Origin of the sequence: Winogradskyella sp., from assembly GCF_028282165.1 — a bacterium.
Classification (GTDB): Bacteria; Bacteroidota; Bacteroidia; order Flavobacteriales; family Flavobacteriaceae; genus Winogradskyella.
Genome location: NZ_JANQIM010000006.1, coordinates 114624 through 136358, shown reverse-complemented (window position 1 = coordinate 136358; position 21735 = coordinate 114624). Strand labels below are relative to the sequence as shown.

Sequence of the window (21735 nt, the reverse complement as noted above, 5' to 3'; positions counted from 1 at the left end):
AACCTCCCCAGCCCCAACCGGCTCCCCATAGCCAAGGGTCGTTCCAAACACCCCATCCATTGTCAATGATGTTAATGGTGATATTGTCATTGGCTTGGCCCCATCCACCATAGGGACCTCTCTGTTCGAGGGTATCTTGAGCTTTTTCCATATAATTACCTTCATAAGAGTCTACGTCTGTAAAAATTTCACTCTCCTCTTTAAAGGCATCAATTTGAGCCGAATTTTCAGCAAAATAATTTTTATAATAATTGGAGTCATCGGTAGATGTAGTCACTACAGGTTCTTGTTCAACAACGACAGTTTCTTGTTCTTCTTGGTTCCCGTTCGATGAATAAATTCCGTCGTTATCGTATCCTGCATATTGAAATGAACCACATGAAGTTAAAAAGGCCGAAAGACCTAATGCAACAAAAAATGGCAATTTTCGGGGTGTAATGGTTTTAAATTGCATATCTATTATATTTTATTGTTGAACATAGCAAAAATAGTTAGTTTTGCTGAACTATTCTTTTATTTAACAAAGTCACAATATTTGTGCCAAAACACTAAAAATGAGCAAAAATCTTACGAGTAGAGCAGAAGATTATTCAAAATGGTATAACGAGCTTGTCGTAAAAGCCGATTTGGCTGAGAACTCAGCAGTAAGAGGTTGTATGGTTATTAAACCCTATGGTTATGCAATTTGGGAAAAAATGCAAGCTGAACTCGATAGAATGTTTAAGGAAACGGGTCATCAAAATGCTTATTTTCCATTGTTTGTACCTAAAAGCTTGTTTGAAGCTGAGGAGAAAAATGCGGAAGGATTTGCTAAAGAATGCGCCGTAGTTACTCATTACAGATTGCAAACAGATCCTGATAATGAAGGAAAGTTAAGGATTGATCCAGACGCCAAATTAGAAGAAGAACTTGTTGTTAGGCCAACCAGTGAAGCCATTATTTGGAATACTTATAAGAATTGGATACAAAGTTACAGAGATTTACCAATATTAGTGAACCAATGGGCCAATGTTGTACGATGGGAAATGAGAACAAGACTTTTTCTACGTACGGCAGAATTTTTATGGCAGGAAGGGCATACTGCACATGCAACAAAGGATGAAGCTTGGGAAGAGACAAAGCTTATCAATAATGTGTATGCAAAATTTGCTGAGAATTTTATGGCAATTCCGGTTATACAGGGTCTAAAAACTGAGAGTGAGCGTTTTGCGGGTGCCGAAGAAACCATGTGCATCGAAGCATTAATGCAAGATGGTAAAGCTCTGCAAGCTGGGACTTCTCATTTTTTAGGGCAAAATTTTGCAAAGGCTTTTGATGTTAAGTTCGCTAATAGAGATGGTAAATTAGATTATGTATGGGCCACATCTTGGGGTGTATCTACAAGATTAATGGGAGCCTTAATTATGACGCATAGTGATGATAAGGGTTTGGTATTGCCACCAAACCTAGCACCATATCAGGTTGTTATTGTCCCTATATATAAAAATGACGAGCAATTTAGTGCTGTGAAGCAAGTGGCAGACGAAATTATTAGTGATCTCAAGGAGCGTAACATAAGCGTGAAATTTGATGGAAGAGATACACTAAGACCAGGAGCAAAATTCGCTCAGCATGAATTACAAGGTGTACCCTTACGTATTGCTATTGGACCAAAAGATCTAGAGGATAATACAGTAGAATTGGCAAGAAGGGATACCTTTACTAAAGAAACGGTAATATTAGATCGTATTAATGTTGTTGTTGAAGACTTACTTGAGGAAATTCAAAAAGGACTTTTTAATAAAGCTTTGGCATATAGAGATTCGCATATAACCGAGGTCGAAGATTTTGAGGAATTTAAAACGGTACTAGAAACAAAAACCGGATTTATCTTGGCGCACTGGGATGGAACATCTGAAACCGAACAAAAAATAAAGGAGTTGTCCAAAGCCACTATTAGGTGTATTCCTATAGACAGTAAGGAAGAATCTGGAAAATGTGTACTTACTGGTAAACCATCTAATAAACGTGTATTATTTGCAAAGGCTTATTAAAAAAAATCAAAAAAGTTTTATTAGTAGTTGCAACATTTAAAAATAGTTGTATTTTTGCATCCGCAATGGAAACATTGTAGGTTCATTTAATGATATAAAGTAACCAAATGGCCCGTTCGTCTATCGGCTAGGACGCCAGGTTTTCATCCTGGTAAGAGGGGTTCGATTCCCCTACGGGCTACATTTTTAATAAGAAAAGATAAAATGGCAAATCATAAGTCAGCATTAAAAAGAATTAGAAGTAGTGAAAAAAAGAGAGTGCTTAATAGATATCAGCACAAAACTACTCGTAACGCTATCAAAAAATTACGTGAGCTAACTGACGCAAAAGAAGCGCAAAAAATGTTACCTTCTGTAATTAGTATGATTGACAAGTTAGCTAAGAAGAATGTTATTCATTCAAACAAAGCAGGTAACTTAAAGTCTCAATTAACTAAACATGTTGCTGCATTATAATTGTAGAAATTACTAAGATATTTTAAAGTCTTCCAAATTTGGAAGACTTTTTTGTTTAATAAAAAACCTTGGGAGCTAAGCTCCAAGGTTTCTTTTTATTCTTAAAAGAATTCTTTTATCCATTCATAGAAATCAAGAATTCTTCGTTATTTCTGGTTTGCTTAAAGCGGTCATTAACAAATTCCATGGCTTCAATAGGATTCATGTCAGCTAGATATTTTCTCATAATCCACATGCGTTGAATCGTATTATCGTCTAACAATAAATCATCACGACGGGTACTAGAAGATACGAGGTCTATGGCTGGGAATATTCTGCGATTAGAAATTCTTCTATCTAATTGCAATTCCATATTACCTGTTCCTTTAAATTCTTCAAAGATTACTTCATCCATTTTAGAACCGGTTTCAGTCAATGCTGTTGCTATAATAGTTAATGAACCACCATTTTCAATATTACGTGCAGCCCCAAAGAATCGTTTTGGCCTATGAAGTGCGTTGGCATCTACACCACCACTTAATATTTTTCCTGAAGCAGGCTGTACAGTATTATAGGCTCTTGCCAGACGTGTAATAGAATCTAAAAGAATGACCACATCGTGTCCACATTCTACCAAGCGCTTTGCTTTTTCGAGAACAATATCTGCAATTTTTACATGCTCGTGAGCTTCTTTGTCAAATGTTGATGCAATTACCTCACCGCGTACGTTGCGTTGCATATCGGTAACCTCTTCTGGTCGTTCGTCGATCAATAGTATCATTTGATAAACTTCGGGATGATTAGCGGCTATTGCATTGGCCACATCCTTAAGCAGCATGGTTTTACCCGTTTTTGGTTGTGATACGATCATGCCACGTTGTCCTTTACCTATTGGTGAAAACAAATCCATAATTCGAGTAGAAATGGTACTTTGTCTTTCGGCGATATTGAATTTTTCTTTAGGAAAAAGAGGCGTTAAATGTTCGAAAGCGACTCGATCTCTAACTACATTAGGATCTTGTCCGTTAATTTTACTGACTTTTATCAATGGGAAGTACTTTTCACCTTCCTTTGGTGGTCTAACGTGACCCAGAACGGTATCTCCTTTTTTAAGCCCAAAGAGTCTTATTTGGGATTGAGATACATAAATATCATCAGGAGATGTGAGGTAGTTGTAATCAGAAGATCTCAAAAAACCGTAGCCGTCTTGCATAATATCTAGAACGCCCTCACTTTCAATAATAGCATCAAACTCAAAATCTGGTTCGCGGTAACGATTTCTATTGTCCTTATTACCATTGTTTTTTTGGCTATTATTATGGTTATTATTATTGTTACGATTATTATTGTCTTTACTGCGATTTTGCTTGTTATCGTTATTTTGATTGTTGTTAGAACGTCTATTGTCATCGGTACGCTCATTAGGCGTAGTGGTATTGTCTTGACGTTTCTGATTCTGCCTTTCGTTATTAGATTTATGCTCTTGAGTATTAGACTCTTCTTTTTTCTCTGATTTCTCTGAAAAATCTAAAGATTTTTGATCCTTGTTTTCTTTCGTTGCTCTTTGTACTCTGGCTCGTTTTTGTTGAGGTTTATTCTGTTTAGGGTCAGGTTTGGTCTCTGTCTCAACTTTAGTTTTTAAAGCTTCAGGATTTGCAGCTTGGTAATCTAAGATTTGATATACTAAATCCAATTTTTTCAGGCTTCGGTATTTTGGTACGCTTAATTGTTTGGCGATATCCTGTAATTCAGGTAGCTTCTTAGCTTTTAACTGTGAAATTTCGAACATTCGTATGCTGTATAATGTATTACAATTTGATATTATTAATTCAAGATTTTCTAAATGAAATAAAAAGAAAAAAAGTGAAATTAATTTGGAAGATAGAATGATGCAACTCTGTATATTGCTCCTTTCTAATGCAATTATACAACTTTATTTTAAAACAATTTCTATCTTTTTAAAAAATAAACCACTAATTTTGCCACTCGATTTTAATTAAAGACATGATTCAACGCATACAGACACTATACTTGATTTTAGCTGCGGCAATTTCAGCAGGTCTCATATTTGTCTTTCATTTATGGATAAATAATGAGGGCGCTAAGGTTTTTGCGCTAGATGATTATACCTATTTGGGTATGTTTTTAGGGTCGGCTTTGTTATCATTGATTTCAATTTTTAGATATAAAAATAGAAAGTCTCAATTTGTAATTGGACGACTCAATATAATATTGAACTTAGTTTTACTAGGATTCTTTGTGTATCAATCTCTAAATTTATCTGGAGAAACAAATGTTTCTGAGAAAGGTATTGGGATGCTTCTTCCTATTTTTTCTATTGTGTGTTTAGTCTTGGCCAACAAGGCTATTAAAAAGGATGAAGATCTTGTAAAATCTGTAGATCGATTACGATGAACCTAAAATCTTAGTAGTATTAGTGCGAAAAACCCAGACGCTGCCGTCTGGGTTTTTCATTTTTTTACCTTTCAAATTCAATAATCTCAAGATCTTTTATTTGTTTTCCGTCAATTTTAAAGCGAAGCATTGTTCTTTTTTTATGAAAACCGTGCTTACCAATGGCACCTGGATTCATGTGCAACAGATTTAGTTTTTTATCGGGTATTACTTTTAGAATATGCGAATGTCCACAGATGAATAAATCTGGAGGGTCATGAATTAGTTCTTCTCTTACGCGACCATTATACTTTGGTGGATAACCACCAATGTGAGTGATCCAAACATCGACTTCTTCGCACATAAATCTGTTATGAAGTGGAAATTCGCTTCTAATTTTGGTATCGTCAATATTACCATAAACAGCTTTTAAAGGTTTATGGTCCTTAATTCTGTCCGTTACTCTTAAATCGCCGATATCTCCTGCATGCCACACTTCGTCAGCTTGCTTCACATGTTTAAGTATAGCATCATCAATATAACTGTGATTATCAGATAAAAGAAGTATTTTTTTCATTAAGATAATATTGTGATTTTAACTACCGATTCTACGTATCTTTGTGTCTTTAAAAGCAAAAATAGCTAATCTTTTGAGATATTTTTTGGAGTTGTCTTACAATGGTAAAACCTATCATGGTTGGCAAAATCAGCCTAATGCTATTTCTGTACAGGAGGTTTTGGAAAACGCATTAAGTACCATATTAAAAAGTGATATAGCCATTGTTGGTGCTGGTAGAACAGATGCTGGAGTCCATGCTTCACAGATGTTTGCCCATTTTGATTTTGAAAGCCATTTTGGTTTAAAAGATTTGGTTTATAAGCTTAATTCTTATTTGCCAAAGGATATAGCGATACATTCTATTTTCAAGGTCAATTCTGATGCACATGCCAGATTTGATGCCATAAGTAGAACATACCATTATAAAATTTCAACATCTAAAAATGTGTTTAATCATGACTTTGCGTATCAGGTTCAGTTGCCTCTAAATATAGTAGCTATGAATGAAGCTTGCAAAATCTTATTTGAATATAATGATTTTCAATGCTTTTCTAAAAGTAATACGGATGTAAAAACGTATTATTGTGATGTAAAAGAAGCTTTTTGGATCGAGAATGATAATGAATTAATTTTCACAATTACAGCTGATCGTTTTTTAAGGAATATGGTAAGAGCAATTGTTGGAACGATGGTAAATATTGGATTAGGAAAACTGAAACCGAATGATTTACATGAAATTATAATCTCAAAGAATAGGGGTAAGGCAGGGTTTTCGGTACCGGCCCATGGATTATATTTGGTTGAGGTAACTTATCCGGAAGACATAAAATTGAATTAAAACATTCCTTACTACATCGTAAGTGAACATGGCAGAAGAAAAGAAAAAAATATTTGATATGACGCTTTTTAAGCGTCTATTGCACTACATAAAACCCTATAAGACTGTTTTTGTCATTTCTTTGGTTTGTGTTATTGGCTTGGCGGTTTTTGGGGCCCTAAGACCACGAGTTTTAAAGGATGCCATAGACATTAAGATAGCAAACAAGGAATATGGTGGCTTTGTTTTTTACATTGGCATTATGCTGGCATTGTTGCTATTAGAAGTTGTGTCACAATTACTCTTCATTTATTATGCAAGTTGGTTAGGGCAATCTGTAGTTAAGGATATCCGAGTTAAACTTTTTAGGCATATCCTAAAATTTAAAATGACCTATTTTGATAAGTCATCGGTGGGTGTACTGATTACAAGAGCTGTAACGGATATGGAGCGAATAGCTGATATCTTTGGGCAGGGACTATTCATGATTTTCAGTGATATCCTAAAGATGCTTGTTGTCGCAATTTTTATGGCCTTCATCAACTTGAAGTTAAGTTTAATTGTTTTTGCAACGATGCCAATTATAGTGATTGCCACAAAAATATTTCAGAAATACATGAAACGTGCTTTTGAAGATGTTCGAACTGAGGTGTCAAATCTTAATTCCTTTGTGCAGGAGCGAGTTACGGGGATGAAGATCTTACAATTATTTACAAGAGAAGCTACCGAGTATAATAATTTTAAAGCAATTAACGAGCGCCATAAAAAGGGATGGTTAAAAACGGTTTGGTATAACTCAATTTTCTTTCCTGTGGCAGAATTTGTCTCTTCATTAACATTGGCCATGGTTATTCTAGTCGGTGGCTTTAGTACCATTTCTAGTGTACCAGGTACTACATTAGGTGATTTAATTTCATTCACCATGTTTATCCCTATGTTGTTTAGACCATTGTATCAAATTGCCAATAAGTTTAACACGCTACAGATGGGAATGGTAGCTGCAGATCGTGTGTTTAAGGTTTTAGATACGGATTCAAATATAGATGATGTAGGTACTATTGAAGCCAATCATTTTAAAGGGCGTATAGAATTCGACAATGTAAGATTTTCTTATGTCAAAGACGAAGAAGTGCTAAAAGGTATTTCTTTTGATGTAGAAGCAGGAGAGACTGTTGCCATAGTAGGGGCAACAGGAGCAGGAAAATCCACGATCATTAATTTATTGAACCGTTTTTATGAAATCGATTCTGGCTATATACGAATCGATGGTACAGATATCAAGGCAATGACCTTGAGTTCATTGCGAAATCAAATAGCCGTAGTACTACAGGATGTGTTTTTGTTTGCGGATACCATTTTAAATAATATTACGCTTAATAATGAGTACATTACGGAAGAAGATGTAGTAACTGCTGCTAAAGCTATTGGGATACATGAGTTTATTTCGAGTCTCCCAGGAGGGTATCATTACAATGTAAAAGAACGAGGTGTAATGCTGTCTTCTGGTCAACGTCAGTTAATTTCATTCTTAAGGGCTTATGTTACTAACCCGAGTATTTTAATTTTAGACGAAGCTACATCATCTGTCGATTCATACTCGGAACAGTTGATACAAGAAGCTACAGATACTATCACTAAAGGTAGGACTTCTATAGTTATTGCCCATCGTTTGGCAACGATTCAGCAAGCCGATAAGATTATAGTAATGGATGCAGGCCAAATTGTAGAAATGGGCACACATAAATCTCTTCTTAAAAAGAAAGATGGGTACTATAAAAACTTATATGAAGTTCAGTTTTTAAAAGCTGAAGCCGTTTAAGTATTAGCGGCTTCCTTAGCTGCTCTTTGGGCCTCAATCATTTGCTCTAAGTCTCCGTTGAAATACATGACCACCATTAAAAGAATCGTTAATATTATAAATACGACGAATAAAACGGCACCAAAAAGTATAGTCCTAACAATAATATCTAATAAGCTTAGCTTGTAAATCCGCTTTAAGCAATAGGCTGCATATAAAATCATTAAGGGTATGGTTAACATACCAACAATACTATTTGCAAGACCTAATACACCAAGTAAAATAATAGCAATAGAACTTACAATAGATATTTGAGCCTGTATGTACATAAATACAACTAAGAGTTCTGTATAGTTAAATTGTTTCTTGCCGAAGAATACCACTTTGGCCATTAAAGCATAAAGTGGCACATAAAGCATCATGATGATGGACTGATACTCCTGCACAAAGATCATATTTTTCTTTTGAAATTCTTCTTGTCCCTTTACGGTTAAACTAGAAAAATCGAATACCTCAGGAAAGTACTTATTGAGAATTAGGATGTATAATCCAGAAAGTGTTAGTGCCAGACCAAACAAACTAATCGGATTAACATACTTTTTTCGTACACCATTAATATAACTCACTATAACATCTTCAGGTTCTTTAAATAATTGAATAACGGTTCTTAGTAGTTTGTTGTCGTAGTTAAAAAACGTTTCACTTAGGTGTTCAAAAAGATTCTTGAGAGTCAGGCGCTTTCGTATCACTTTTGCCCCGCAATTTCTACAATAATCATCGTGTTCGTGTAATTCAGTATGGCAGTTTTTGCAGTTCATTTATAGCTTTAATTTTCCCGTTGCGAATAGATAGGCAAAAAGTATTGCTAACAAAGCTATCATTATAATACTAAAGACTATAATATACATAGTATATGCAGCTACATATCTAATGAGTGATTTTAAAAATGAAGATTTATAAATGCGATTAAAGACATAAGCGCCATATAATATTAGAGGAGGTGTTACTAAAATAGAGGCGGCTAGATAATTTTGAATATCAAATATTGCTAAGATAAGATATACTACAAAACCAAAATAGATGGTTTGTGCAGTTAAATACATATTTATAACTAAATGCTCTGTATAGTTATGTTTTCTTTTATCTAAATAAACTATCCAAGTTCCTATGGCAATAAACGGCATCAAAACAGAAAAAAATACACCTTGGTAATTGTTAAAAAAACTTGGGAAATCAAATGGTGGATCCTCATTACTTTCATTACCCAGCTTAAAACTTTCCTCAAAGAAATTATCTTGAGCACTTAAAAAATCTGGGAAAAAGTTTTTGAGTAAAAACATTTGGAATCCTAGAACGGTAAGTGAAATAGCATAATAAGTAATCACGCCAACGTATTTTTTTCGTAGGCCGTTGATATAACCATCTATAACATCTTCGGGCTTTGTAAATAAGGCAATGCAAGTTTGTAGAAATTTGTTATCTATCGATAAAAACTGTTCATTAATCTGTTGTACCAGCACTTTTGGGGTCAATCGGTTTCTAATCACCTTGGCACCGCAATTATCACAATAATTTTGGCCGTCAATTAAGGGATGGTTACAGTTTTTACAGTTCATTAGGCTAAATCATCTTTTATCTTTTTAATAAGATCATCGGTATCTTTAAACATTACAAACTCACCATTTTTAAGGTAAGAGATTTGTCCCGTTTCCTCACTTACGGCTATAGCCAAAGCATCTGTCTTTTCTGTAATGCCCACGGCAGCTCTATGTCTTAAACCGAAACGTTCAGGGATATTTTTCTCATTATTAATAGGCAAGATAACACGTGTGGCTTTTACAATGTTCTTTTCAATAATAATAGCGCCATCATGTAAGGGACTATTTTTAAAAAAAATACTTTCAATGATGGGTTGAGAGACCAGAATATTCATCTCGTCACCGGTATTGGTTAAGAAATCCAGATTATTATTACGTTCAATAACAATAAGTGCACCTGTATTGGAGGCTCCCATTTTGGTACATGCTTTAATGATGGCATCGATATCAGTAGTCGTTTGGTCATTATTTTTTAAGAACTTGAAGTTTTTGAAAATACCCTTTTTCCCACCAATATTGGTAGAACCAACTAGCAGTAAAAATTTACGGATTTCGGGTTGAAAGACAACAATGAGCGCAATAATACCGACTTTCATAAAACCATCAAATATGCTATATAGCATTTGCATTTGCAGGTAATCGGTGAGTCGCCAAGCAAAATAAATGATGAGAATACCGATAAATATATTGACGGCAACTGTACCTCTTACAAGTTTATAAATGTAGTATAGGAGGATAGCAACAAGGAATACATCAACAAAATCAATGAATCTAAAATCCCAAAGTTGTAAATCGTCCAAGGTTAGTGCTTTTTGCTAATTTAAGAATTTATGTTAATAAATGAATTCTTCGTTGTTTATCACAGACTTTCTATTTATGAAATACATTAAACTTTGTTTGATCGTTAAATACTTCTGAAAGCTCATGCGTTTATCAAATGACAATCTAATTGAAATTTTTTTGTTCGAGTTTCTGTAAGGAGAAAAATATTTAAAGTTAAAATGCCGTTCCATTTCTAGTGCCTCATTTTTTAAATGTTTGTTTTCAAAAAACTCATCTGTTGCAAAAACATCGTTATCAAAAAAATGAATATAAACCATCTTTATGTCATTTATGGGATTATCATTTTTATAGGATTTCATGTTTGTTATATAATCCACATCCGTAAACTCAATAAATCCCAAATTACCAATACTCTTGTCATTACAGGTAAAGTAATTTTTAGCATTCTCATTTTTATGCATTGAGGCTTTTCGTCTTTTGTTTTGCAAATATTGTATGTGCGGAATGGCTTGCCGTAAGGTTAAACGTTTATCGACATTAACCAACCAATTCGTTGTGCCGATGAGGTTTTTTCTGTTGAAAAAGGTAGAGTCGGGTTGGGTTTCATCATAAAAAATATAGGCGGGTGACACATCCAAAACTTCAGTGACGTCTGCATTTTCAATTTCCGGGAGTTGTAATACGCGTTCGTTACTGCAGCCTGATGCCAGAATACCTAAAATTAAAATTAAGCCAAGTTTGTAAATGAGGTGATGGTATATTCTAAAATTCGTCAATTTGAGTATTTTTTGATTTGAGTTTCATTTGTATAGTAAATATTAAAAAAATGTATTTAGAATAGAATTTTATTTCAAAAAAACCTTCTTCTCGATAAAAAAATCTTCAAATTACTTTGAAAATTATCACTCAAAGTAATGGTTTTAAAAATAACTATTTCCTAAGCTTAAGCTGATTGTGTAAAATAACACACTCCATAGCTTCTTTAACATCGTGAACTCGCAATATGTTTGCTCCTTTCTCTAAAGCTACCATGTGTAAGGCCGTTGTGCCATTTAAGGCATTTTCAGAAGTGGTGTTCAAGGTTTTGTAGATCATGGATTTTCGGGATACTCCCACCAAAATAGGCTTGTCTGCTATTTGAAGCAATTGCATCTTGTTGAGTAACTCATAGTTTTGTTCTAAGGTTTTGGCAAAACCAAATCCAGGATCAATAATTAGATCATTAATTTTTTCTGTCTGTGCTTTGGCAATGTGCTCCGCAAAATAGGAGTTAATGTTTTTAATTAAATCATCGTAATCAGTTTGCTGCTGCATGGTTTTTGGGTTGCCGCGCATGTGCATCATAATATAAGGTACACCCAATTTTCCTATGGTTGACGTCATATCTTCATCGAGATGGCCAGCGGAGATATCATTGATTAAAGCTGCACCAGCTTTAATACTTTTTTTGGCGACATTACTTCTAAAGGTATCTACAGAAACTAGTGTTTCTGGAAAATACTTTAAAACAAGTTCTATCACAGGTATAACGCGATTTAGCTCTTCATCTTCAGTTACAAAATCGGCACCAGGACGTGAACTATAGCCACCGATATCAATAAAAGTAGCACCTTCAGTGAGCATCATTTCCACCTGTTTTAAAATGGAAGATTCATCTTTGTATTGTCCACCATCATGGAAGGAATCTGGTGTAACATTGAGAATACCCATTACTTTGGGTAAGGACAAATCAATCAATTGACCTTTGCAATTTATAGTCATGGTACTGTTTAAGATTCAATATTTAGGATTCAAAGTTATTAACATATTTCCAGAATTTTAAACGTATAGCAAAACATTGAATACGGAACTTTGAACTTTAAACTATTTAAGCGAAATTTACGCAAAATATAATAGTTTTAAATGCAGGATACTTCAATACAATACGATGCCGTAGTTGGCAAATGTAGAGCACTCTTTGTAAATAAAATGAGCGATTATGGTAGTGCTTGGAGGATTTTACGTTTACCATCATTGACGGATCAGATTTTTATAAAAGCGCAGCGCATTAGAAGCTTACAACAAAATGCCATACGTAAAGTGGATGAAGGTGAAGTAAGCGAATTTATAGGCATCATCAACTATTGTGTAATGGCTTTGATCCAGTTGGAAAAAGGAGTTGTGGAGCAACCTGATTTACATACCGAAGAGGCTACCCAACTCTATGATGAAAAAATAGCTTTGACAAAGCAATTAATGCTGGATAAGAATCATGATTATGGTGAGGCATGGCGTGATATGCGTGTGAGTTCCCTAACGGATTTAATCTTGCAAAAATTGCTTCGTGTTAAACAGATTGAAGACAATGCAGGGAAGACTATTGTGAGTGAAGGCATCGATGCCAATTATCAGGATATGATTAATTATGCCGTATTTGCTATGATTCATTTAGGTGAATCGAAGTAATTATCATTCCTGCGAAAGTAGGAATTCTAATAGAATTATAACTAAAAAATAGATTCCTGCCTATGCGGGAATGACAGAGAATATGAAGTATTTAGTACAAATAAGTAGAATTTTTGTTGGAGTCTTATTCATTATTTCTGGGTTTATCAAGCTTAATGATCCTCTTGGCTTTTCATATAAGTTACAGGAATATTTTGGTGCAGATGTTTTAAATATGGAATTTTTGATTCCTTATGCCTTGCTGATTTCTGTTTTTGTTGTCGTTTTTGAAGTCGTTTTAGGTGTCTTTTTATTAATAGGCTATCTTCCAAAATTTACGGTTTATAGTTTATTGGCAATGATCGTGTTCTTCACTTTCTTAACATTTTATTCTGCGTATTTCGATAAGGTTAAGGATTGCGGTTGTTTTGGAGATGCCTTAAAATTAACACCATGGGAAAGTTTTGCTAAGGATATTATTCTTCTGGTCTTTATATTAGTATTGGTTTATGGACTTAAGCATATTAACCCTATTTTTTCAAAATTGCCAACAACTATTATTGCTTTATTGAGTTTTATAATTTCACTTTGGTTTGGCTATCATGTGCTGATGCATTTGCCATCTATAGATTTTAGAGCCTATGCCATAGGTAAAAATATTCAAGAGCAAATGAGAATTCCAGAAGGTGCTCCCAAACCTATTTTGGAGTATACTTGGACCTTTAAGGTAAATGGTGAGGAAAAAGAGTTTGTTACCAACGGCAGTTATCCTTCAGTAGAAGGTGAATATGTTGGAGTTGAAACCAAGACCATTGATGAAGGTTATATACCTCCCATACAAGATTTTTCAATTGAATCTGAAGATGAAGAATTAACTACCTACTTTTTAGAAAAAGAAAAGTTGATGATTGTAGCTATGTATAACATTGCCACATCCGAATCTGATGGTGTTGCAAAATTGAGGGGTTTAACTGATGAGGCTATCTCAAAAGGATATACCGTTATTGGTTTAACGTCTTCAGGTAATGATGCCAAGCAAAAGGTAAAACAAGATTATTCGTTGAATTTTGACTTTTATTTGTGTGACGAAAAGGTGATTAAAACCATCGTACGTGCTAATCCTGGTATAGTACTTTTGGAAAAAGGAACTGTAGTTAATAAAGCACATTGGAACGATATTGAAGATATTGAACTCTAGCTCAGTTTTCAGTAGCAGTAAGTAGTTAGTATGATGGAATTTGGATTTATCACCAGTAGAACATTTTGATTCAATATTTAATAAATAAACTATTTTATGCCTTTATCACCTTATTAGGTGTTGTTACGGTCATCTTCTTTTTATTTACAATACTCCCAGGCGATCCTGCTAAAATGATGTTGGGTCAGAATCAAACTGCAGAACAAGTCGAAGCCGTTAAGAAAAAGTATGGTTTTGATAAATCTCTAGGAACCCAGTATTTATATTATCTCAATGATTTGTCACCGATTTCTTTTCATTCAAATCATACAGAAGATTACACATACTTAAGTCCAAATAAATACAACGCTGCTAAGTTATTCACAGTAGGAAATACAACAACAGTTATTAAAACCCCTTATTTAAGGGAGTCTTTTACCAAACAAGGCAAAAAAGTAACAGAGGTTATAGGTGAAACCATTCCTAATACATTTGTTTTAGCAGTGTCGGCTATTACTATTGCCATAATACTTGGTGTTATTTTCGGAATAATTTCAGCATTATATAAGGATACTTGGTTAGACAAGGCTATTCAGGTATTAAGTACGCTGGGTATGAGCGTACCTTCTTTTTTTAGTGCTATTTTGTTTGCTTGGCTGTTTGGGTTTGTGCTTCACAAGTATACCAATTTAGAGATGACAGGAAGTCTCTATGAACTTGATGATTTTGGCGAGAAAATGACCATTAAATGGAAAAATTTAATACTTCCCGCTATTGTTTTGGGCATAAGACCATTAGCCGTTGTTATTCAATTGATGCGAAATTCTTTGTTGGAAGTGATGGCCCAAGATTATATAAGAACTGCACGTGCAAAGGGGTTGAGTGAGTTTCAGGTTGTAAAAAACCACGCAGTAAAAAATGCGTTAAACCCTGTTGTTACAGCTATTTCTGGTTGGTTTGCATCGATGTTGGCTGGTGCGGTCTTTGTAGAATATATTTTCGGCTGGAACGGTTTGGGAAAAGAAATTGTTAATGCATTAAATACTTTGGATTTGCCAGTAATTATGGGAGCTGTATTGGTTATAGCCATTGTATTTATCACTATCAATATTCTGGTTGATGTCATCTATGCATGGTTAGATCCACGCGTAAAATTGACTTAACAATTACCTTAGGCTAACAGGTCTCCTTTCTCCATTAAAGTCTTATTTTTGTATACTTAATTAGGAACTCAAAACATACCACAATGAGAAAACATATCGTCGCTGGAAACTGGAAAATGAATAATGGTTTAATTCAGACCGAAACATTAATTGTAGAATTAAAAAAGCAAGAAAAGACTTCTGATGCTGAAGTAATGATTGCTCCAACATTCACTAATCTATGGCATGCCTTTCAATCTGCAAAGCAAAGTGGGATAGAAGTTATTGCTCAGAACATGCACTTTGCAGAAAATGGAGCTTATACAGGAGAGATCAGTGCTGGGATGTTAAAGAGTATAGGCATACAAACCGTAATCCTTGGGCATAGTGAACGCCGTGCCTATTTTAATGAAACCGATGAATCTCTAGCTAAGAAAGTAGATGCTGCTTTGGCAAATGGCATGCGAGTAATTTTTTGTTTTGGTGAAGAATTGTCCGATAGAAAATCAGGCAATGAAGAAATCATTGTTGAAAGCCAATTAAAAAATGCATTATTTCATTTAAGTACCGATGCATTTAAACATATCGTATTGGCTTATGAACCTGTTTGGGCGATTGGCACTGGAGAAACAGCAACACCAGATCAGGCACAAACGATGCACGCGTTTATTAGAAAAACCATAGCAGAAAAATACGGTAATGATGTGGCTGATTCGATTTCTATCCTTTATGGAGGTAGTGTAAAGCCAAGTAATGCAAAAGAGATATTCTCAAAGCCAGATGTAGATGGTGGTTTAATAGGTGGGGCTTCTCTCAAAGCCGAAGATTTCTTTGCAATTGTCAATGCCTTTTAATGTCTAGCCCAATTTACATAGGCTATGATTTTAAAGTAGAACCGCTACAGCCAGCAACTGAAATTCTTATTGCTGAATTGGGTTGTGCCGGTTTTGAGAGTTTTGTAGAAAACGAGGAAGGTCTAACCGCTTATATTCAAAAAGATGATTGGAATGCCTTTATTCTAGAAGACATTCATGTTCTAAATTCGGATGAATTTATAATTACTTATGAATTCAATGAAATAGAGCAAACCAACTGGAATGCGGAATGGGAAAAGAATTTTAAACCTATTATAGTCGATGATTTGGTAACCGTTCGTGCACCGTTTCACGAAAAGCCGAATACTAAGTACGATTTAGTTATAGAGCCAAAGATGAGCTTTGGTACAGGTCATCATGAAACAACACATATGATGATTCAACATATTCTTAAAAATGACTTTAAGGATAAATCGGTTTTGGATATGGGCTGTGGCACAGGTGTGTTAGCTATTCTGGCAGAGAAAGTTGGGGCTAATCGGTTAGATGCTATCGATATTGATCATTGGTGCTATATTAATAGTTTAGAAAATGTGGAGCGGAATGATTGCAAGTATATTTCAGTTTATGAAGGAGATGTTAAGCAGATAGAAAATAGAAAATATGATATTATTATTGCCAATATTAATAGAAATATATTGTTAGAAGACATTCCACATTATGCTAAATGCCTAAATGCAAAAGGGGTGTTATTTTTAAGTGGGTTTTATAAAGCAGATATTACGCTTATTGAAGAGAAATGCAATGCATTCCTGTTAAAGTTGGACGAAATTATACAAAGAGGCGAGTGGGTTTCGTTAAAATTTATAAATTAGTAGAGTCTAAATGATAAACCCTCAAAATCCTGTACTGCTATGACAAAAGAAAAACTATCCGAAGAATTGCTTCTAGAGGAAGACGTCTTAAAACAAAATGAAATTGTTTTGTTTAATGATGATGTTAACACGTTTGACCATGTTATAGATACATTGATTTATGCTTGTGATCATACACCCGAACAGGCAGAGCAGTGCTCTATTATAGTTCATTACAAAGGAAAGTGCACTGTAAAAACAGGGCCCTACGAAGATTTAAAACCAAGATGCTCTAAGCTTCTTCAGGCTGGGCTTAGTGCTGAAATAGTATAAAAGAAAATCCCACTTTTTGTGGGATTTTTTTATTTTGTCATTCTTCCTATCGCACAACTCACAAATGACTTGGCTTTTTTGGGTAAGGGATTAGCTTCACCAAGCATTGGATATCCTAGATCGGATAATTTCTTTTCTACGGTTTTAAGCTCATTTTCCGAAGTATAATTAAAACTAACTTCGTCGGTATCATTATTTACCGTAACGTCTGATACTCCATTGAGTTTGGATAATTGAATAATAATGGTATTAGCACATCCACTACATTTAAGGTTCTGTATCTGAAGCGTTGTTTCCATATTTTTTAGATTTTTGTTTTACAGGTACTAATACCGAAAATTCTGTAAAGTGGACAGAAATTGATTAGACTCGTAATTAGAAATATAATAGCAATAGCCATTAAGACATATACTAAGGTGCCTTCAATGATATTAAAATAATACAATAAGGCTACGCCTATTGCAATGAGTATGCGTATCCCCTTATCTAAATTACTCATATTTTTTTTCATAACCGATGATTTATAATGTTGATGGGCAAACGAAATCAGTAGTTGGTAAATCTGTTTTTTTAATTGCTCCAAATCCTCCAGCAATATCTATTAAATTATTAAATCCTCTAGCTTTTAGTATAGACGCTGCAATAACCGATCTATACCCTCCGGCACAGTGTATGTAATAAGTTTTGTCATTAGAGACTTCGTTCATTTTTTCGTTGATATAATCCAAAGATAGATGCTGCGCTTGTTCGAGATGCATACTTTTATATTCACCATCTTTTCTAACATCTAAAACATTAACATCTGAAGATTTTGCTCTACTGGCAAATTCTTCTGCTGAAATAGATTCTAAAGTATCAATGTCTTTTCCTGCATCTTTCCAAGCTTCAATACCACCTTCGAGATAACCCAAAGTATTGTCGTAACCCACACGAGACAATCGTGTGACGGCTTCTGCAGATTTACCTTCGGGAACCACCAAAACAATAGGTTGTTTTAAGTCGGTGATTAAGGCACCAACCCAAGGTGCAAATTGCCCATTTAATCCAATAAAAATAGAATTTGGAATATGGCTTTTGACATATTCTGACTGCGATCTTACGTCTAAAACTAGTGCAGATTCATGATTAGCCAAGGCTTCAAATTCTTCTGGATTTAAAGGAGTATCTCCAGTTTTTAAGATAGAATCAAATGTGTCATAACCCATCTTATTCATCATGGCATTTTTTGCAAAATATTGTGGTGGTGGTGCAATACCGTCTAGTACTTCCTTCACAAACTCATCTTTGGTCATATCTGCTCGTAGGGCATAATTGGTTTGTTTTTGTTCACCTAAAATTCCAACAGTTTCTTTGCTGAGGTTTTTTCCACATGCCGATCCAGCACCATGGGCAGGATAGACAATAACATCATCTGCGAGCGGCATAATCTTAGTACGGAGAGAATCAAATAACATGCCTGCCAAATCTTCTTTAGTTAGGTCAGATTTAATAGCAAGGTCTGGTCTACCAACATCTCCTAAAAATAAAGTGTCACCAGAAAAAATAGCATGGTCCTTACCATTTTCGTCTATGAGCAGATACGTTACAGATTCTAGAGTATGACCTGGCGTGTGTAAAACTTTAATAGTAAGTTTTCCCAACTTTAATTCTTCACCATCCGTTGCTGAGTGAATGTCATATTCTGTAGATGCTCCTGGCCCAAAAACTATAGTAGCACCAGTTTTCTTTGCTAAATCAACATGGCCAGAAACAAAATCTGCATGAAAATGCGTCTCTAAAATGTATTTTATTGTTGCATTATTAGCTTTGGCTCTATCAATATATTGTTGCGTTTCACGTAAAGGGTCTATGATAGCAACTTCTCCTTCAGATTCTATGTAGTAGGCACCTTGTGCCAAACATCCTGTGTATAATTGTTCGATTTTCATAGTTCAAATATTTTTACAAATTTACGAAAGTTCAATTTTTGATATGTGACTTTTATCACAAAGACTGTTAAAACAGTTCTTTATATATAATATAAGCAGCCATTATTAAGGTGAAATAGCCAAAACCTTTTTTCAGTTTTTTGCCACTGATAAACTTAGACAAATAGACACCAAGAATGATACCTACAATAGAAATACTAGTGAAGACTATAAGAAATGGCCAGTCTATCTTTAAGTTAGACAGATCACCAAGAAATCCGATCAATGATTTCACGGCAATAATCAGTAGCGACGTACCGACGGCTTTTTTCATGGGCAATTTGGCTAGTAAAACTAAAGCGGGGATAATGAGAAAGCCACCACCAGCACCAACAATGCCTGTTAAAACACCTACTACTAAACCTTCAATAGCGATTAAGGGATAATTGAATTCTTGTGTTTCGCTTTCTGTTTTTTCAAGTGCATCGCGGTTATTTCTAATCATCGAAAAACTGGCCATTAGCATTATTATGGCAAATAGCACCATGATAAAGATGTTGTTGGTAACATCAAAATTTCCGATACTAAATACAACATCTGGAATCATTTGTACCAAATAGCGTCTTGTAAGATACACTGCAATAAATGCAGGAACGGCAAAAATGACAGCAGTTTTTACATCTACTAGCCCTTTTTTAAAATTTTGAAACGCACCAATTATTGAGGTGACTCCGACGACAAAGAGAGAATATGCGGTAGCCAAAATAGGGTTTAGCCCGATAAAGTAAACGAAAATAGGCACTGTGAGTATAGATCCGCCACCGCCAATAAGGCCCAAAACCAAACCGACGATTAGTGCTCCAGAATAACCTAAGATTTCACCTAGTTCCATTTAATGAGGTAGTTTATCTTTTAATACGCCATAGATATATGTGCCTACGAGGGCGGCAATAATGACTATAAACATAGAAAAAACCCCAGTACCAACTAAAATATACATAGGGCCTGGGCATGCACCACAAAGTGCCCAACCTAGCCCAAAAATACTACCGCCAATAATATAACGTCTAAAACCTCGATCTTTTAATGGCACTCTTAAAAACCTACCTTCGATGGTTTTTAGTTGTATGCGTTTTGAAAGTAATAACAAAAGCACGCCAGTTGCTACAGCCGAACCAATAATGCCATACATATGGAAGGATTGAAATTTGAACATTTCGAAAATGCGGTACCATGATACGGCTTCAGATTTTACCAATACAATTCCGAAGAATATACCTACAAGAAAGAATTTTATATATTTTCCCATTTTAAAACAATATTGGATAAATAAAATGTATCATAATTAGACCACCTAAAAAGAAACCAACTACTGCAACTAACGATGGTAATTGCAAACTACTTAGCCCTGTAATGGCATGCCCAGAAGTACAACCACCAGCATAGCGGGTTCCAAAACCGACCAAAAATCCCCCAATAATCAAAATTGAAAAGCCTTTTATGGTAAATACATTTTCCCAGTCAAATAGTTCTTTTGGTAAAAGCGTGTCTCCAGCATTTGTAAATCCTAAGCTGCTGAGGTCTTTCATGGTTTGTTCGCTTAATGCAATGGCTTCCGGACTCTTTAGAAATGTATGGGCAATAAAGCCGCCCAAAATCGCACCTAGAACAACAATGAGGTTCCATTGGTAATCACGCCAGTCCATTTTAAAAAACTTAACACGTTTTCCTGCACCACCAATAGCGCAAAGCGTCCTAAGGTTAGAAGACATTCCGAAAGTTTTGCCAAAGTATAGAAGTAAAAACATAACAACAGCTATGCTTGGGCCAGCAATGTACCATGGCCACGGTTGTGATAAAAACGACATAGTTATTTTTTAGCAAAAATATAATAAACAAATAGAGTATGTGTCACTAAAGTTACCTAAAAATCTAGCACTTCTATTTTATTTCGTCCTAATATAATTTTTTGGTCTTTTTCTAATTGTTTTAATAATCGTGAAATAACGACCCTTGACGTATTTAAATCTTCGGCAATATCCTGATGCGTTATCTCTAAAGTGGTTGAAGCTGATAGTTTTACTTGGTCGGTAAGATATTTATACAAACGTTCATCCATTTTCATAAAAGCAAGGGTATCTATGGTTTCTAGCATTTCGTCAAAACGGATTTGATAACTTTGTAATATAAAATTTTGCCAACTTTCGTTATTCTGAAACCAAAGTTGCATTTTATCAATAGGAATCATCACTACAGTAACATTTTCATCTGCAACTGCTCTTATTTTGCTAGCGGACTTTGCCATACAGCATGTTAATGACATCGCACATGTATCCCCGGATTCTAAAACGTATAGCAAAAGTTCGTTACCGTGATCATCTTCTCGAAGTACCTTTATATTACCACTTATTAAAAGCGGAATAAAATTGAGGGCTTGCCCAATATCTATGATGATATCGTTTTTTCTAAAAACCTTAAGAAATGCCGCATCAGCAATACTGCTTAGGATTTCAGAATCAAATTGATAATTGAAAGGCTGAAGGAGTTCTTTGTCGACCATAATTCAAAAATAATCAAATAGAATTTTGAAATAAATAGTTTGGTTGTTTTTTAATAAATGTCTTATATTTGCACCCGCCTTTAGAACACCTAGTGTTCTAAAGGCG

At 34.8% G+C, this 21735-nt stretch carries 25 protein-coding genes, 1 tRNA gene and 1 pseudogene; 12 read left to right on the top strand and 15 right to left on the bottom strand.

Going from position 1 to position 21735, the window contains the following annotated elements; genetic code table 11:
• Positions 1-454: pseudogene (locus Q0972_RS03900) on the bottom strand (hypothetical protein); the annotation flags it as partial.
• Positions 455-554: 100 nt separating this feature from the next.
• Between Q0972_RS03900 and proS the strand changes: the two are divergent.
• The 3 genes from proS to rpsT all read left to right on the top strand — a co-directional run bounded on the left by proS (position 555) and on the right by rpsT (position 2489).
• Positions 555-2033: a proline--tRNA ligase gene (gene proS / locus Q0972_RS03895; RefSeq protein WP_299362847.1), complete on the top strand. Its 1479-nt coding sequence runs from the start codon at positions 555-557 to the stop codon at positions 2031-2033.
• 109 nt (positions 2034-2142) lie between these two features.
• Positions 2143-2214, top strand: a tRNA-Glu gene (locus tag Q0972_RS03890).
• A 23-nt stretch (positions 2215-2237) separates the two neighbouring features.
• Positions 2238-2489 carry a 30S ribosomal protein S20 gene (gene rpsT / locus Q0972_RS03885; RefSeq protein ID WP_299362845.1) on the top strand — a complete coding sequence of 84 codons (252 nt, stop codon included), beginning with the start codon at positions 2238-2240 and terminating at the stop codon, positions 2487-2489.
• Between the two features lie 115 nt (positions 2490-2604).
• On the opposite strand, the gene rho is transcribed toward rpsT, so the two are convergent.
• A complete protein-coding gene (gene rho, locus Q0972_RS03880) occupies positions 2605-4257 on the bottom strand; it encodes a transcription termination factor Rho (protein ID WP_299362843.1) in 1653 nt (550 codons plus the stop codon).
• Between the two features lie 215 nt (positions 4258-4472).
• Here rho and Q0972_RS03875 point away from each other — a divergent pair, with 215 nt between their 5' ends.
• Positions 4473-4883, top strand: a complete 411-nt coding sequence (locus Q0972_RS03875; protein ID WP_299362841.1) for a DUF4293 domain-containing protein — start codon at positions 4473-4475, stop codon at positions 4881-4883.
• A gap of 64 nt (positions 4884-4947) precedes the next feature.
• Here the strand turns inward: Q0972_RS03875 and Q0972_RS03870 are convergent, their stop codons facing one another.
• Positions 4948-5439: a metallophosphoesterase family protein gene (locus Q0972_RS03870; protein WP_299362839.1), complete on the bottom strand. Its 492-nt coding sequence runs from the start codon at positions 5437-5439 to the stop codon at positions 4948-4950.
• A 73-nt stretch (positions 5440-5512) separates the two neighbouring features.
• Between Q0972_RS03870 and truA the strand changes: the two genes are divergently transcribed.
• Together truA and Q0972_RS03860 are read left to right on the top strand one after the other, a co-directional pair.
• Positions 5513-6259 (top strand): tRNA pseudouridine(38-40) synthase TruA, encoded by a 747-nt coding sequence (gene truA, locus Q0972_RS03865; RefSeq protein WP_299362837.1) that lies wholly within the window; start codon positions 5513-5515, stop codon positions 6257-6259.
• A gap of 28 nt (positions 6260-6287) precedes the next feature.
• Complete coding sequence (locus tag Q0972_RS03860) at positions 6288-8057, top strand: ABC transporter ATP-binding protein (RefSeq protein ID WP_299362835.1); 1770 nt, start codon at positions 6288-6290, stop codon at positions 8055-8057.
• Here the strand turns inward: Q0972_RS03860 and Q0972_RS03855 are convergent.
• The 5 genes from Q0972_RS03855 to folP form a co-directional block, all read right to left on the bottom strand.
• Positions 8054-8854, bottom strand: coding sequence for a DUF3667 domain-containing protein (locus Q0972_RS03855; RefSeq protein WP_299362832.1), 801 nt, complete (start codon positions 8852-8854; stop codon positions 8054-8056). The two genes, Q0972_RS03860 and Q0972_RS03855, sit on opposite strands and share 4 nt — an antisense overlap.
• Positions 8855-9652 (bottom strand): DUF3667 domain-containing protein, encoded by a 798-nt coding sequence (locus tag Q0972_RS03850; protein WP_299362829.1) that lies wholly within the window; start codon positions 9650-9652, stop codon positions 8855-8857. It lies immediately after the preceding gene.
• Positions 9652-10434 (bottom strand): diadenylate cyclase CdaA, encoded by a 783-nt coding sequence (cdaA, locus tag Q0972_RS03845; RefSeq protein ID WP_299362826.1) that lies wholly within the window; start codon positions 10432-10434, stop codon positions 9652-9654. The genes Q0972_RS03850 and cdaA overlap by 1 nt, the downstream gene beginning before the upstream one ends.
• 33 nt (positions 10435-10467) lie before the next feature.
• The gene (locus Q0972_RS03840; protein ID WP_299362823.1) at positions 10468-11193 is read right to left on the bottom strand and encodes a hypothetical protein; all 726 of its coding nucleotides are present in this window, start codon (positions 11191-11193) and stop codon (positions 10468-10470) included.
• A 154-nt stretch (positions 11194-11347) separates the two neighbouring features.
• On the bottom strand, positions 11348-12178 hold the full coding sequence (gene folP, locus Q0972_RS03835; protein WP_299362820.1) for a dihydropteroate synthase: 831 nt from the start codon (positions 12176-12178) through the stop codon (positions 11348-11350).
• A 141-nt stretch (positions 12179-12319) separates the two neighbouring features.
• On the opposite strand from folP, the gene Q0972_RS03830 reads away from it, so the two are divergent.
• The 6 genes from Q0972_RS03830 (at position 12320) to Q0972_RS03805 (ending at position 17162) form a co-directional block, all read left to right on the top strand.
• Entirely contained in the window at positions 12320-12862 is a 543-nt protein-coding gene (locus Q0972_RS03830) for a DUF1599 domain-containing protein (protein ID WP_299362817.1), read from the top strand.
• An 82-nt stretch (positions 12863-12944) separates the two neighbouring features.
• Positions 12945-14039 (top strand): BT_3928 family protein, encoded by a 1095-nt coding sequence (locus Q0972_RS03825; RefSeq protein WP_299362814.1) that lies wholly within the window; start codon positions 12945-12947, stop codon positions 14037-14039.
• Positions 14040-14104: 65 nt separating this feature from the next.
• On the top strand, positions 14105-15181 hold the full coding sequence (locus Q0972_RS03820; RefSeq protein ID WP_299362812.1) for an ABC transporter permease: 1077 nt from the start codon (positions 14105-14107) through the stop codon (positions 15179-15181).
• 83 nt (positions 15182-15264) lie between these two features.
• On the top strand, positions 15265-16014 hold the full coding sequence (tpiA, locus tag Q0972_RS03815) for a triose-phosphate isomerase (RefSeq protein WP_299362809.1): 750 nt from the start codon (positions 15265-15267) through the stop codon (positions 16012-16014).
• A complete protein-coding gene (gene prmA / locus Q0972_RS03810; protein WP_299362805.1) occupies positions 16014-16850 on the top strand; it encodes a 50S ribosomal protein L11 methyltransferase in 837 nt (278 codons plus the stop codon). Before tpiA ends, prmA begins: the two co-directional genes overlap by 1 nt.
• Positions 16851-16889: 39 nt before the next feature.
• Complete coding sequence (locus tag Q0972_RS03805; RefSeq protein WP_299362802.1) at positions 16890-17162, top strand: ATP-dependent Clp protease adaptor ClpS; 273 nt, start codon at positions 16890-16892, stop codon at positions 17160-17162.
• Positions 17163-17191: 29 nt separating this feature from the next.
• Here the strand turns inward: Q0972_RS03805 and Q0972_RS03800 are convergent, their stop codons facing one another.
• The 7 genes from Q0972_RS03800 to Q0972_RS03770 form a co-directional block, all read right to left on the bottom strand.
• Positions 17192-17461 carry a heavy metal-associated domain-containing protein gene (locus Q0972_RS03800; RefSeq protein WP_299362800.1) on the bottom strand — a complete coding sequence of 90 codons (270 nt, stop codon included), beginning with the start codon at positions 17459-17461 and terminating at the stop codon, positions 17192-17194.
• A gap of 5 nt (positions 17462-17466) precedes the next feature.
• Positions 17467-17673 (bottom strand): DUF2892 domain-containing protein, encoded by a 207-nt coding sequence (locus tag Q0972_RS03795; protein ID WP_299362797.1) that lies wholly within the window; start codon positions 17671-17673, stop codon positions 17467-17469.
• A 10-nt stretch (positions 17674-17683) separates the two neighbouring features.
• A complete protein-coding gene (locus Q0972_RS03790) occupies positions 17684-19090 on the bottom strand; it encodes an MBL fold metallo-hydrolase (RefSeq protein WP_299362794.1) in 1407 nt (468 codons plus the stop codon).
• Positions 19091-19157: 67 nt separating this feature from the next.
• Positions 19158-19961, bottom strand: coding sequence for a sulfite exporter TauE/SafE family protein (locus Q0972_RS03785; RefSeq protein ID WP_299362791.1), 804 nt, complete (start codon positions 19959-19961; stop codon positions 19158-19160).
• Entirely contained in the window at positions 19962-20378 is a 417-nt protein-coding gene (locus tag Q0972_RS03780) for a DUF6691 family protein (RefSeq protein WP_299362789.1), read from the bottom strand.
• A 1-nt stretch (position 20379) separates the two neighbouring features.
• The gene (locus Q0972_RS03775; protein WP_299362787.1) at positions 20380-20937 is read right to left on the bottom strand and encodes a YeeE/YedE thiosulfate transporter family protein; all 558 of its coding nucleotides are present in this window, start codon (positions 20935-20937) and stop codon (positions 20380-20382) included.
• Positions 20938-20993: 56 nt separating this feature from the next.
• Positions 20994-21629 (bottom strand): Crp/Fnr family transcriptional regulator, encoded by a 636-nt coding sequence (locus Q0972_RS03770; RefSeq protein ID WP_299362784.1) that lies wholly within the window; start codon positions 21627-21629, stop codon positions 20994-20996.
• Positions 21630-21735 lie beyond the last annotated feature (106 nt).